This is a genomic window from Leucobacter sp. GX24907 (genome assembly GCF_053567335.1).
The window spans coordinates 380,001-393,254 of record NZ_JBSGPD010000001.1; the positions used below are offsets into that span (position 1 = coordinate 380,001).

The 13,254-nt window shown below is 66.9% G+C and carries 10 protein-coding genes; 8 read left to right on the top strand and 2 right to left on the bottom strand.

All coding sequences use genetic code 11. The features are described from left to right. The first annotated feature begins 13 nt into the window (after positions 1–13). Genes ACUYV6_RS01865 through ACUYV6_RS01890 form a run of 6 tightly spaced genes read left to right on the top strand, consistent with a single transcriptional unit; the run spans position 14 to position 8,260 of the window. The gene (locus ACUYV6_RS01865; protein ID WP_449276941.1) at positions 14–1,009 is read left to right on the top strand and encodes an AAA family ATPase; all 996 of its coding nucleotides are present in this window, start codon (positions 14–16) and stop codon (positions 1,007–1,009) included. After that, positions 1,006–2,397 carry a DUF58 domain-containing protein gene (locus ACUYV6_RS01870; protein WP_449276942.1) on the top strand — a complete coding sequence of 464 codons (1,392 nt, stop codon included), beginning with the start codon at positions 1,006–1,008 and terminating at the stop codon, positions 2,395–2,397. The genes ACUYV6_RS01865 and ACUYV6_RS01870 overlap by 4 nt, the downstream gene beginning before the upstream one ends. Next, positions 2,394–4,871 (top strand): DUF3488 and transglutaminase-like domain-containing protein, encoded by a 2,478-nt coding sequence (locus tag ACUYV6_RS01875; RefSeq protein WP_449276943.1) that lies wholly within the window; start codon positions 2,394–2,396, stop codon positions 4,869–4,871. The genes ACUYV6_RS01870 and ACUYV6_RS01875 overlap by 4 nt, the downstream gene beginning before the upstream one ends. A gap of 10 nt (positions 4,872–4,881) precedes the next feature. Continuing rightward, positions 4,882–6,468 (top strand): DUF5684 domain-containing protein, encoded by a 1,587-nt coding sequence (locus ACUYV6_RS01880; RefSeq protein WP_449276944.1) that lies wholly within the window; start codon positions 4,882–4,884, stop codon positions 6,466–6,468. After that, positions 6,465–7,289 (top strand): PP2C family protein-serine/threonine phosphatase, encoded by an 825-nt coding sequence (locus ACUYV6_RS01885; protein ID WP_449276945.1) that lies wholly within the window; start codon positions 6,465–6,467, stop codon positions 7,287–7,289. Before ACUYV6_RS01880 ends, ACUYV6_RS01885 begins: the two co-directional genes overlap by 4 nt. Continuing rightward, positions 7,286–8,260, top strand: a complete 975-nt coding sequence (locus ACUYV6_RS01890) for a hypothetical protein (protein ID WP_449276946.1) — start codon at positions 7,286–7,288, stop codon at positions 8,258–8,260. Before ACUYV6_RS01885 ends, ACUYV6_RS01890 begins: the two co-directional genes overlap by 4 nt. 171 nt (positions 8,261–8,431) lie before the next feature. Here the strand turns inward: ACUYV6_RS01890 and ACUYV6_RS01895 are convergent, their stop codons facing one another. Both ACUYV6_RS01895 and ACUYV6_RS01900 read right to left on the bottom strand, forming a co-directional pair. Continuing rightward, positions 8,432–9,535 carry a mandelate racemase/muconate lactonizing enzyme family protein gene (locus tag ACUYV6_RS01895; RefSeq protein ID WP_449276947.1) on the bottom strand — a complete coding sequence of 368 codons (1,104 nt, stop codon included), beginning with the start codon at positions 9,533–9,535 and terminating at the stop codon, positions 8,432–8,434. A 61-nt stretch (positions 9,536–9,596) separates the two neighbouring features. Then, positions 9,597–10,910: an MFS transporter gene (locus ACUYV6_RS01900; protein WP_449276948.1), complete on the bottom strand. Its 1,314-nt coding sequence runs from the start codon at positions 10,908–10,910 to the stop codon at positions 9,597–9,599. A 185-nt stretch (positions 10,911–11,095) separates the two neighbouring features. On the opposite strand from ACUYV6_RS01900, the gene ACUYV6_RS01905 reads away from it, so the two are divergent. Continuing rightward, entirely contained in the window at positions 11,096–11,911 is an 816-nt protein-coding gene (locus ACUYV6_RS01905; RefSeq protein ID WP_449276949.1) for a GntR family transcriptional regulator, read from the top strand. A gap of 352 nt (positions 11,912–12,263) precedes the next feature. Further along, positions 12,264–13,169, top strand: a complete 906-nt coding sequence (locus tag ACUYV6_RS01910; RefSeq protein ID WP_449276950.1) for a dihydrodipicolinate synthase family protein — start codon at positions 12,264–12,266, stop codon at positions 13,167–13,169. The last annotated feature ends 85 nt before the right edge of the window (positions 13,170–13,254 follow it).

Sequence of the window (13,254 nt, forward strand, 5' to 3'; positions counted from 1 at the left end):
AGAGAAGAGCCGCATGACGCAGCAGCCCCAGAACCCCGCCGAGCAGCGCGAGCCGCTCACCGAGGATCGCGCGCGGTGGGCCGGCGAAGCGCTGCGCACCGCCGCAGACGCGATCGAACAGGTGATCCAGGGCAAGCGTCGCGTGATCGAGCTCGTGCTCGCGACCGCAATGGCGGGCGGGCACGTGCTGCTCGAAGACGTGCCGGGCACCGGTAAGACCGCACTGGCGCGCACGCTCGGCAAGGTCATGCAGGGCAGCAGCTCGCGTATCCAGTTCACCCCCGACCTGCTGCCCGGTGACGTCACCGGCATCACCGTCTACGACCAGAAGCAGGGCCTCTTCGAGTTTCACGCGGGCCCGATCTTCGCAAACGTCGTGCTCGCCGACGAGATCAACCGTGCGAGCCCGAAGACCCAGTCGGCGCTGCTCGAGGTCATGGAAGAGCGGCAGGTGACCGTCGACGGGCAGACCCATCCGGTCGGCAGGCCGTTCCTCGTCATCGCGACGCAGAACCCCGTCGAGCAGGCCGGCACCTACCGACTGCCCGAGGCGCAGCTCGACCGCTTCCTCATCAAGACCTCCATCGGTTACCCCGATGAGGCCGCGATGATGCGCATCCTGCAGCAACGGGTCGAGCCCGTCGCGCATCCCGTCATGAGCACGGCCACCCTGCAGCAGATGCAGGACTTCGCCCGCGACGTCTACGTGAGCCCCCTCATCGCCGACTACGTCACCCGCCTCGTCGAGGCCACGCGCCGCGCATCCGAAGTGCGGCTCGGGGCGAGTGTGCGCGGCGCGATCGGTCTCGTGCGTATGGCCTCCGCCTGGGCGATCGTGAATGGTCGCTCGTACGTGATCCCAGACGACGTGCGAGACCTCGCGATCGCAGTGCTCGCCCACCGTCTCGTGCTCGAACCCGAGGCGGAGTTCGAAGGCGTCACGGCTGAGGGCGTCATCGGTCAGGTTCTGCTCGACGTCGCAGCACCACAGGAGAACGGCACCGAGTGAATACCGGGCGTACGCGCGGCTCGGCTGCACGGACTTCGTCGGCGTTCGGATCGTCGACGCAGAACTGGCATACCGGAACGCGCAACTCCACGAGGCTGAGCAACACGCGAAATCGTGCGCTCAGCCTGAGGGATCGTCGACGCCTGCGCACCCGTCGCTGGTGGCGCGAGACCCGTCGCACCGCAGTGCGGGGGTTGGCGGCAGCCGGTGAGGCGGTTACCCCGCTCGGATGGTTCGTGCTCGCGATCACCGTGACGTCGCTCATCATCGCCCCCGCGCTCGGCTGGGTCGAAGCGTGGTTCGTCGCCGTCGTCGGGCTCGTCCTGCTGCTGATCGCCCTGCCGTTCCTCATCGGCAGCCGCGCGTATCAGGTGCGCATCGAACTCGAGCGGGCGAACGTCGTCGTGGGCGGCGACGTGAACGCCGTGATCCGCGTGGAGAACGAGTCGGCGAGGCCCGCGTTGCCCGCCATCGCCGAGCTGCCGGTGGGCGACGCGCTGCGCGAGGTCATGATCCCGCTACTCGGCCCGAATGCCTCGATCGACATTCCGGTGGCCGTGCCCGCCCACTACCGCGGCGTGATTCGGGTCGGCCCGCTCACGGTCGCCCGCCGCGACCCCGTGGGGCTCGTGCGACGTGAGGTGACCTGGCCCGATCGTCATCTGCTGCACGTGCACCCGGCGACCGCGATACTGCCGCCGAACCCCGCCGGCCTCGTGCGGGATCTGGAGGGCGCCGCCAGCCGCCGCATCACCGAGTCCGACCTCTCCTTCCACGCCGTACGCGAGTACGCCCCGGGCGACGCGATGCGCCACATCCACTGGAAGTCGACCGCGAAGACCGGCACCCTCATGGTGCGACAGTACGAGGAGTCCCAGACCGCCCGCGTGGCCGTGCTCTTCGATGCCGTGCCCGAGGAGTACGCGAGCGACGAGGAGTTCGAGCTCGCCGTGAGCGTCGCCGCTTCGCTCTCGGTGCAAGCCGTGCGCGAGGGCCGCGAACGTTTCGTCGCCTCCGCCTGGGCGCCGGGCCGCGTGCGACCGAGCATCGACGGACTCGAAGAGCTGCCGTCGCGTGATCCGGTGCAACTGCTCGACGCCTGGGCCGAACTCGAAGCGGCGATCGATGGGCACCCGTTCGAACTGCTCGCCCGCGGACTCGCCGAATCGCGACGCCCCCTCTCCATCGTCGCGATCGTCACCGGATCCCAGGCCGACCTCGCCCGCATCCGACGCGCCGCAGTCGTCTTCACTCCCGATGTGCACGTACTCGGTGTGCGCTGCGAACTGCACGCCGAGCCCGTCGCGAAGCGCATCGACCCGCTCACCGTGTTCACGCTGGGCGCCCTCGGCGATCTGCCGCAGCTCATGCTCCGGAGCGTGCGATGACGGCACGCAGACGCATGGGGAGTCGTGCGGCGGTGATCAGGATCGCCGCCGCCGGTGCAGCCTGTGTGCTTGCGGCCCTGCTCGGCGTTGCCGCGACCTGGCCGATCTACGAGACCGGTCGGCTGTGGCTCGTCGCCGGCATCGCCGTCGTGCTGGGCGTCGGACTCGGGGTCGCGCGCCGACTCTGGACCCTGAGGATGCCGGTCTTCGTCGCGGCGCTGCTCGTGGCATTCGCGCTGACCGTCGCCCCGGTCGCCGTTCCGCAGGCCTTCGTGCAGGGGCCGCTCGGCTACGTCCGCGGCCTGGCCGACGGTCTTGCCGCAGTAGCACTCGGGTGGAAGCAACTACTCACCCTGGATCTGCCCGTCGGCTCGTACCAGACGGTGCTCGTGCCGTTCTACCTCGTCATGCTGCTCTCGAGCCTGCTCGCGACCATGATCGCTCTGCGTCCCGGCCGCCTCGCCGCGCTCGCCGCAGTTCCGCTGCTCGCCCCGGTCGCATTCGGCACGATCTTCGGCGCCTCGGTGGTGAGCGATCCGTTGCGGTTCGGACCGTTGGTGGTCGTCGCGCCCCGCGAGCTCGGCCTCTGGCTCGCGGTCTCGGTGCTCGGGGCGGTCTGGGTGGCGTGGACGGCGGGCGCCGAACGTCGAGCCGCGCTGCGACGCGGCGGAGCCGACCTCGCGCGCGGACGTGTCGTACGCATCGTCGCCGGTGCAGCAACCGTAGTCGTCGCCCTCGTGGCGGGCACCGGTCTCGCCCCCGCCTTCGATCGCGGCGACCGGGATGTGCCGAGAGACCGCATCGACCCCCGCATCATCGTCGAGCAGCAGGCGAGCCCGCTGAGCTCGTACCGACTCTCGAAGACCGACGACGAGATCGATCGCGAGCTCCTGACGGTCTCGACCTCCGCACGCCCGCCTGCCTACCTCCGCTTCGCGGTACTCGATGCCTACGAGGGAGTCGACTTCCACGTCAGCCAAGACGAGGCCGGGCGCTTCACGCGCTTCCCGAGCGGTGACCGCCTGCAGAGCCCGGCCGAGGTGACGGTGGAGATCGGCGAAGGCTACAGCGAAATCTGGGCTCCGGAGGCAGGGCTCGGCGATCCTCCGACCTTCACCGGCCCCCGAGCCGCTGAGCTTTCCGATGCGTTCTACGTGAATCGCGACACCGGCGCCGCGATCGCAGTGCCCGATGGCCGCGGGCTCACCTCGGGCGATGGCTATAGCGCTCGCATGGAAGCCGCTGATTCGCCCACCGTTGCGCAGCGACCTGCACAAGACGGGCCCCTCATCGACCTCGAGCAGACCCCGGAGCTCGCCGCCTGGCTCACGGCCCAAGACCTCACTCCCACGGGAGACGGGCTGACCGAGCTGATCGACCGCCTGCGGCAGCGCGGCTACCTGAGCCACGCGATCAGCGAAGAAGACTCCGTCTGGCTCGAACGGCTGAGCGAGCAGTACGGCACGAGATTCGAATCGAGCGCCGGTGGGCACTCGCTCGCCCGCATCGAGCGCCTGTTCTCGCAGCTGAACACGCAGCAACGTGCTGCCGGCGAGAACCCGAAGGACGAGATGCTCGTCGCCGGGGTCGGAGATGATGAGCAGTTCGCCACCGCCGGCGCACTCATCGCGCGAGCCCTCGGGTACGAGTCACGCGTGGTGGTCGGGGTGCGGCTGGCAGACTCCGCGCAGGGCGCTGATGATGCGAGTGAGGTGCCGGGGATCCCTGCCTGCAGCGGATCGTGCACCGGTGAGAACCTCGCAGCATGGATCGAGGTGCGCGGCGAGAGCGGGGGCTGGGCTCCCATCGACGTCACCCCGCAGGCCGAGATCAGGCCGCAGACCCTCGAAGAGGGTGAGCAACTGCCCGAGTTCCCGACCGTCCCCGAAGAGCGGGACGCACTCGAGGTTGACCCTCCACTCGGCCTCGGCGAGCAGAACGACGCCTCCGACGACACAGACGACGAGCGCGGTGCCGGAGCGTGGTGGCAGGTGCTGCGGGCGATCGGCCTATCGGTAGCGACGCTCCTGCTGTTGCTGCTGCCGCTCCTCTTCCTGCCGATCGCGAAACGGTTTCGCGCGAAGCGCCGACGTGCCGAGACAGTTCCTGAGCTGCGCGCGCTCGGTGCCTGGAATGAGATGGTGGATCGAGCGCGAGACGCCGGAGTGCGCTTGCCAGATCGAGGCAGCCGCCGCGATCTCGGGCAGGTGCTGGGCACGCGACCCGCGATCTGGGCCGCGGCCGAGGCAGACCGCGCCGTCTTCGCACCGGAAAGCATCTCGGACGCGGACGCCGACATGCTCTGGAAGGCGATGGAAGCCGACGACGCCGAGCGGCGTAATGAGATGACAAAACGTCAAAGACTGGGCCAAGCTTATGCTGTGACCTCGTACGGATTGCGCTTCGCGCGACCCCGTCGGACCGCGCGAAGAGCAAGACCCGAGCAAGCCGAACACGAGAGCCTGAACAGGTAGGGACTACGAGATGGACAACAACAACCTGCTTGCCGGACTAGGTGCTGCGCTGGCCGTCTGGGGCATCCTGTTCCTGGCCTTCTACATCTGGTACGGCTGGGCACTCTCACGGCTCTTCACACGTCTGGGAGTCACCGGCTGGTGGGGCTGGATTCCGATCTGGAACCAGTGGCAGCTCATCAATCGCGGCGGCAACCCCGGATGGCTCGTGCTGCTCAGCGCGATCCCGATCGTGAACTTCATCGTCATCGTCTTCACGATCATGTCGATCCACCGGATCAACCAAGAGAGTGGCAAGGGTGCCGGGTTCACCGTGCTCGGCGCCTTCGTTCCGCCGCTCTGGGCGACCCTGCTCGGCAACCATCTCGGCGAGCGCATGCCGTCGGCCGGACCCTCGGGTGGCTACGCGCAGCAGCGGGGCGCCTACGGATCGCAGGCGCAGGGTCAGCCCGGGTACGGGGGCCAGGGCTACGGTGGCCAGGGCTTCGGCAACCAGCCGGGTTATGCGGCCCAGCAGGGCTACGCGGGTCAGCAGGGCTACGCGGGTCAGCAGGGCTACAACGGTCAGCCGACCTCCGAGGAGCACCGCTACCTGACCCCCGGTCAGCAGTCGCTCTTCGCCCCGGTGCCACCGCCGCCCGCACCTGCGCAGCCCCGAAACCCCTGGGATCCGCCCGCCGAGCACGGAGAGCACGCGCGCCCTGAGTCGCAGTCTGGTGGCGGACCGGCACAGGGGTACGCGCCGGGCTATTCGCAGCCGGAAGCGCAGTTCGTGGAGCCCACCCCGACTGATCGCTGGGGCCTGAACTCTGACACCGAGCGGGAGTTCGAACGGCTCGCAGCCGAGAACGTGCAGCAGCCACCCGCAACACCGTTGGCTCCGCAGGCTCCCCAGCAGTACTTCAGCTGGCCCGGCACTGAGCAGCAGCAGAGCCGGAACGACGCCGAGAGCTTCGGCGGAGCCCCGCAGCACGCGAACGCGGCGGATCCGCTCCCGCCGGTCGTGCTTCCCGAGCAGCCCGTCGGTGAGACCGAATCGACGCAGCGCATGACGCCTCCGCCGGAACCTCCGCGTGCGAGTTCCACGCCCGTTTCAGCACCCGATCATGTCTCCGCTGCCGAACCTGTCGTGGTGCCCGAACCCGTTGCCACTCCCGCGCCCGTCACGGGCTCCGCATCCGGTCCGGTGCCTTCGGTGCCCGCAGATCAGGCCGCAGACGAAGACGAGGATCTCGACCGCACCGTCGTCGTCGCGCGTCCGAAGCGCGTGCACTGGGAGTTGCGCATGCAAGATGGACTTCGCATCGAACTGCCGGGCGAGGACGTCATCATCGGTCGCCGACCGACTCCGCGCGATGGTGCCGTTCCGCTGGAGCTCCCTGATCCCTCGCGCACGCTATCGAAATCTCACGCTCGGCTACGTCTCGTCGGAGATTCGTGGACGATCGAGGATCTCGGGTCGACCAACGGTGTCGCACTCGTGAACCCCGACGGCACCGATCTTGAACTGAAATCCGGCGTCGAGCACTCTGCGACTGATCAGCTCATCATCGGCACCCTGCCCGTCACCCTGCACCGCGTTGAGGAGACAGGGTGAAGCATGCGATGACGGTGACCCCGATATTCGAAGCCGCAGCGCGCACGCATCCGGGGATGAAGCGCCCCGTGAACGAGGACGCAGTGCTCTGCGCTGATCCGTGCTACCTGGTCGCGGATGGCATGGGCGGGCACGAAGCCGGCGATCGCGCCAGTCGTGCAGCGATCTCGGCATTCGAAGACTCGGGGCCCGAGATGTCGCTGCCCGAGATCGAGGCGCGTATCGAAGCCGCCCGGCGGGCAGTCGAACGTGTCTCGGCGCAGACCCTGAACGGGGGCGGCTGCACGCTCACGGGCGTGATCCGTGTGTCGTATGAAGACCAGCCCTTCTGGTACATCCTCAATATCGGCGACTCGCGCGTGTACCTGCACGAGGGCAGCGAGCTCACACAGCTCACGAACGACCATTCGCTCCACGCCCAACTCATCGCCGAGGGCAATCCCGAGGCCGCCAAGGCGCCGCGGAACGTCATCACTCGCGCGCTCGGCTCGTCGGATGCGCGACACGATGCCTGGCTCCTCCCCATTCGCACAGGCGCGCGTCTGCTGATCTGCTCGGACGGGCTGACCACCGAGTTGGAAGACGAAGAGATCAGGGCGGTGCTGACCATGGGGGGCCGACCGGACTCGGTCGTCGAAGAGCTCGTGCGCCGTGCCTGCGATGCCGGCGGACGCGACAACATCTCCGTGATCGTGGTGGACACGCTCTCCGGCGGCACTGACACCGGTGAGACCACCGCGCAACGCTGGGATTCGTCGATGATCGACACGATCGATCCTGACGACGACACCACGATCGAGCGCACGAGGCCCCGTCGATGAGCACTGGCGGAGACGAGTCCGAGAAGGAATTCGAGGGGCCGGTGGCTGACAATCGTGGCGTCGATGATCGAACGGTGAACGACAGCACAGTCGACGATCGGACCGTGGACGACCGCACCGTCGTGGCGCCGCGTCCCGTATCGGATGCGACGGTTGATGACCGTACGGTTGTTGCGCCGCGTCCCGCTTCTGATGCGACGGTCGATGACCGCACCGTTGCTGCCCCGCGTCCGGCACCCGATTCGCCGGCCAATGATGAGACGGTCATTGCGCCGCGGGCCACTCCAGAGGATCCGGGCCCCGCTCCCGAAGAACCGAGCCCTGCCTCCGAGGAACCGAGCGCTCCCGAGACGTCGCGCCCCGCTTCCGAGGAGCCGGCCTCGGAGTCCACGGTTGTGCCAGACGAGGAGTTCACCGTCGATGACCGCACCGTCGTAGCCCCGGGCGGGGTGACCGGCAAGAGGTCGGGCAGATCGGGTGACGTCGAGATCGTCGGATTCCGCCGACCGCTCCAGGGGCCCGGCACGACGGGCACCGCGGGAACAGGCTCGCGCACGCACACGAGTTCGGGAACGGGCGGCATGCCCGTCGAGGAACCCGAGGTCTCCGGGCGCTCCCTGCAGCGGACTGCCGAGGAAGCGCTCGATCCTCACCATCGCATTGAGCGTGCCCCTTGGGAAGCGCAGCCCGAACCCGGCCTGCGGCAGGGAATCCCGGTCGTGTACGGCCCACGCGGCGAGGCACCATCCGGCGGAAGTGCGGTGGGCCTCGCTTCTGCCGATGCAGTGCAGATGAGGATCGGGCCCCCACCGAGCACGGACACCGCGCCTCTGCACCAGCCGCGCCCGCCCATGCCCTCTCTTGCGAAGCGCGGCCGACGGGCGGGCATGATCACGCTGATCGCCTATGCCGCAGCAATCGCGATCTCGGTCACCGGGCTCACGGTCATCGCCCGCATCGTCTTCGGGTAGCGCGGGATCGGATATCGCGGGACTGCGTCGAACGGACTGCATAACTTGCGATGCGGTATTGCGGGATAACGCACCGAAGGCGGCTTTCGACTTCACCATAGGGGAGAAGTCGAAAGCCGCCTTCGATTATCGAGCCACGCAGCTCAGTCGTGCGCTGCGTGCCCTTTGCCGTTACTTGTACTCGGCGAGCGGGGTGAGCAAGCTCACGTCGGGCTCGACGCCGAGGCCCGGCGCCGTGATCGCGGTGCCGCGCCCGTTCACCGACTTCGGCTGCTCACCGGGCACAATGTGCTCGTTGTTCCAGTCGTTGAAGTACGACACGTTGAACAGCTTGCCCGGCTCGGTGGTCGCCGCGAGATGGTTGACCGCGGCAGAGGTGAGGTCGCCGCCCCAGGTGTCTTCCATCGACACCTTCAGCCCGAGGCTCTGCGCGGCATCGCGCAGCTGCAGCGCGTTGCTGAAGCCGCCGACACGCGAGAACTTCAGGTTGATCGCGGAAATGCCCGCCTCGTACTTCGCACGGTATAGGTCGTCGAGGGTGACGATGCACTCATCGAGGATCAGCTGCTGACTCATGTGACGCGCGACGAGGATGTTGTCATCGAGCGTGCGGCAGGGCTGCTCGACATAGACGGGGATGTCGCCGATCATCTTGACGGCCTTGATGGCGTCGTGCACGTCCCAGCCGCCGTTCGAGTCGGCGAGCACGACCACGTCGGAGGGAACCGCAGCGACGACGGCGCGGGTGCGCTCGGCATCGATCTCGGGCTCGTTGCCGACCTTCAGCTGGAAGCGCTTGATGCCTTCAGCCATGCGGGCCTCGACGAAGGCGACCATCACCTCGGGAGTGTCGAGGGGAACGGCTTCGTACAGCGGGAAGTCGGGGTTCTGGATACCGCCGGTGAGCGCCGAAATCGGCTGGCCGGTGGTCTTGCCCAGAATGTCCCACAGTGCGATGTCAATCGGACTCTTCGAAGCACGCTGCTCGAGCAGGGTGTTGTTCATGGCACGTGCGGCGCCACGGATGTCGAGCGCATCTCGACCGATCAGCGCGGGAGCGAGCTCAGCGAGACCCTCGCGGAGTGCGCCCGGGAACGCCGGCAGGTAGGTGCCGCCGAGCAGGGCTTGCTCGGCCCAGCCGGTGATTCCCTCGTCGGTCTCGATCGCGACGACCGTCGACGGCTGCGAGGCGGCGGCGCGGCCGCCCGACATCACATAGGTGCCGTGCTTGTAGGTCAGGTCGTAGTTGTAGACCTTGATTCCGGTGATTTTCATGGACTTCTCCTCATCGAGATTGATGTGTTGGGGTGGAACGTTGGTGATGGAGTTTAAGGACCTAGCGGAGTTCAGAGCCGACGGTCTCCGGGGTGAGCCGTGCGGAGACGAGCGAGATCACGGCGAGCACCACGAGGTAGACCATGACCAGGACGAGGTTGTCGGTCAGCGCCATGAGGCCCACTGCGATGAACGGGGCGAGCCCGCCCGCGAGCACCGTCGCGATGTTCGCGCTGATCGCGGTGCCGCTGTAGCGGAAGCGCGTCGGGAAGAGCTCGGCGAACCAGGCCGGCTCGACCGAGAGCATCGGCGACATGCCGAGGCCGTATGCCGCACCGAAAGCGACCCAGATCCAGAGGGCGTTGTTCGTGTCGATGAGCAGGAAGAACGGCCAGAAGAAGAGCACCAGGAAGACGGCGCCGATTGCGTACACCTTGCGGCGCCCGATCTTGTCGGAGAGGCGGCCGAAGAGGGGGATCAGGAAGATCGCGACGATCGAGGCAACGGAGACTCCGAGCGTGGTCGTGGCGGTCGGCACACCCACGCCCTCCGCGTAGGTGACGGCGAACGCGAGGATGATGTAGGCGCCGGCGTTCTCGAACATGCGGATGCCGATGATTCCGAGAATGTGGCGCCACTCGGCGCGCATCGACTGCCCGAGCGTGGGCTGTTCTTCGACGACCTCAACCGCGGCGGTGAAGGTCTCGGGCTCTTCCAGGCGACGGCGGATCAACCAGCAGATGAGTACGCCGACACCGCTCAGCAGGAAGGGAATGCGCCAGCCCCACGCGTGGAAGGCCTCTTGCGGCATCGCCAGCGCAAGCACTGCGAAGATGCCGGAGGCGATGAGTGTGCCGATGTACTCGCCCGAGTTGATCATCGAAGAGAGGAAGCCACGGCTCTCCTTCGGTGCGGTTTCGACGACGAGCACGGCGGAGCCGGACCATTCACCGCCGATGCCCATGCCCTGCACGAGGCGCAGGATCACGAGGAGGAGCGGCGCCAGGAGGCCGAGACCCATGCCGGCGAGCGACTGGTAGGTGGGCAGCGCGCCGATGAGTACAGTGCCGACTCCCATGAGCATGATGGTGATCATCAGCGTGCGCGCCCGACCGATGCGGTCACCGAGGCGGCCGAAGACGAAGCCTCCGATGGGGCGGGCGATGAAGCCGACGGCGAAGGTTGCAAACGACGCGAGGATGCCCACGATCGGGGAGACCTCGGGGAAGAAGATCTTCGGGAAGATGACGGCGGCCGCGAGACCGTAGAGGGCGAAGTCGTACCATTCCAGCGCTTGCCCGCTCACGCTCGCAGCGAGCGCGCGCTTGTATGCGGGCTCCTGAGTTTTCACCGGTACTTGCAATTGCTGGGTCAACTTCGACGCCTTCCTGGTATTCATGGCAGCTTCAGTACCGGGCATCGTCCAACGACCGAAGCAGAGCTTCGCTCGGTCGTTGAGCAAGCCGATGAGTAATCTATTACTGATTACTCATCCCGTCAATGCGTCTCGGATGCGTCTCAGATCGGCGCGAATCGCGTGATGCGACCGTGAATCGCGTGATGGCTGTTCCGGCTGAGGCGGTCGTGATGGCCGGGCGACGGGGTGAAGCGACGTTGATAACCGTGCAACTGGTGCGCTACGAAAGTGGTGCCCGTGAAACAGATAGGCTGGCAGGTACCGAGATGCGACCAATGGAGGCGGCCACGGTGACGGCAACCCGACAGCTTCGGCCTGTGAGCCTGCGCGACCAAGCACTCGCCGAACTGCGCGCGCGTCTCGTTGCCGGAGCGCTCAAGCCCGGCACCGTCTACTCGGCCGCCACGATCGCGAACGAGCTCGGCGTCTCGAACGGGCCCGTACGCGAGGCGATGCTCGCGCTCGTCAATCAGGGGCTGCTCGAGGTCGTGCGGAACAAGGGCTTCCGCGTCGTTGATCTCACCCCGAGTGACCGCAGCGACATCGCGGAGATTCGTAAGCTCCTCGAGATCCCCTCGATGGTGAAGTTAGCGAGCTCGGGTAAGGTCGTGGACCTCGCCGAGCATTTCAGGGCGTTGGCTGACGAACTCGTCGAACTGGCTGAGCGGGAAGACCTCATCGTGTATCTCGAGCGGGATCGAGATTTCCATCTCGGGCTCATCGATCTGCTCGGCAACGATCGTCTGACACGGGCGATCGGCGATCTTCGTGATCAGACCCGCCAGTACGGTCTGCACCATCTCTCGGAGAGTGACGAGCTCGTCAGCTCGGCCGAGGAGCACCGAACCCTGCTCGAAGCACTCATAGCGGGTGACGTGGTGCGTGTGGAGGAGCTCATGCACTTCCACCTCAGGCACCTCGCGGGCGGCTGGAGCGACCCGAGCCTCTCGCCCGACTAGGCGCCGTCGATCCCGCCGCCGCTGATGCCGCTGACTCTGCAGTCGGGCCCGCCTCGAGATGAGCCCGGTTGTTGCTTCAGGTGAAGCGAAGTAACAACAAGGCTTATCTCGATGGGATGGGATGGGATGGGATGGGATGGGATGGGGCGTGGTGCGGAGGGGTGCGGCGCAGCAACGTGTGGCGTAGTGCGGTGCGGCGCGGTGAGGAAAGAAAAGGCGTGCGCGGTACCGCGCGGTGCGGCGTTTCGAAGCAGCACTTCCCTTGCGATCCGGAACCGTGCTACACTGTGCAATGTCACACATCATTGCTGACACGACCACGTCGCATCGACACTTTCCGAAAGGACAATGCATGTCTGAGAAGAAGCCCTGGCACGGCGTAATCGTCGCCTCCGCACTCCCGTTCAACGAGGACCTGTCGGTCAACTACGACAAGTTCGCCGAGCACGTCCAGTTCCTTGCTGACAACGGCTGCGACGGCATCGCACCGAACGGCTCGCTGGGCGAGTACCAGAACCTGACCGAGGCCGAGCGCGCCAAGGTCATCGAGGTCGCCGTCGACGCCGCCCCCGAGGGCTTCAGCGTTATGGCCGGCACCGGCGCCTACGGTGCGCTCGAGTCGCTCCACTGGGCCGAGCAGGCCGCGAAGGCCGGCGCCGACTGCGTCATGCAGCTGCCCCCGAACACCTTCCGCGCGAACCACGAGCAGGTCAAGCACCACTACGCAACCGTCGCGAAGGCCGGTCTGCCGATCGTCGGCTACAACAACCCGCTCGACACCAAGGTCGACCTGGTGCCGTCGCTGATCGCTGAGATCCACGAGGCCGGCCACATGGTCGGTGTCAAGGAGTTCACCGGTGATCCCCGTCGTATCTACGAGATCCAGGAACTCGCTCCGACCATGGACATCCTGATCGGAACCGACGACAGCGTGCTCGAGGTCGGCATCGCCGGCGCCGTGGGCTGGGTTGCCGGGTACCCCAACGCCATCCCGCAGTCGACCGTCGAGCTCTTCAAGCTCTCGACGTCGGGCAACGTGCAGGATCTCGAGCGCGCCAAGGTCATCTACCGCGACCTGCACAAGCTCCTCCGCTGGGATACCAAGACCGAGTTCGTCGAGTCGATCAAGCTCTCGATGGACGTGCTGGGCCTGTACGGCGGCCCCTGCCGCCCGCCGCGCCTGCCGCTCGCCAAGGAGGTCGCCGATCGCATCATCGCCGACACCAAGGAAGCCGCTGACAAGGGGTACGGCAAGTAAGTAATGCGCTACCGTGTGGAGAGTGAGTTGGTAATCATTTCAACCACTATCCCCGCGATGACGTGATACGCTACCCCAGTAGCGC

Bases quoted from the DNA above. Each gene is read 5' to 3' on its own strand.
- ACUYV6_RS01880 (WP_449276944.1), top strand. From the start codon at position 4,882: ATGGACAACAACAACCTGCTTGCCGGACTAGGTGCTGCGCTGGCCGTC.
- ACUYV6_RS01890 (WP_449276946.1), top strand. From the start codon at position 7,286: ATGAGCACTGGCGGAGACGAGTCCGAGAAGGAATTCGAGGGGCCGGTG.
- ACUYV6_RS01895 (WP_449276947.1), bottom strand. From the start codon at position 9,535: ATGAAAATCACCGGAATCAAGGTCTACAACTACGACCTGACCTACAAG.
- ACUYV6_RS01875 (WP_449276943.1), top strand. From the start codon at position 2,394: ATGACGGCACGCAGACGCATGGGGAGTCGTGCGGCGGTGATCAGGATC.
- ACUYV6_RS01905 (WP_449276949.1), top strand. From the start codon at position 11,096: ATGGCTGTTCCGGCTGAGGCGGTCGTGATGGCCGGGCGACGGGGTGAA.
- ACUYV6_RS01865 (WP_449276941.1), top strand. From the start codon at position 14: ATGACGCAGCAGCCCCAGAACCCCGCCGAGCAGCGCGAGCCGCTCACC.
- ACUYV6_RS01910 (WP_449276950.1), top strand. From the start codon at position 12,264: ATGTCTGAGAAGAAGCCCTGGCACGGCGTAATCGTCGCCTCCGCACTC.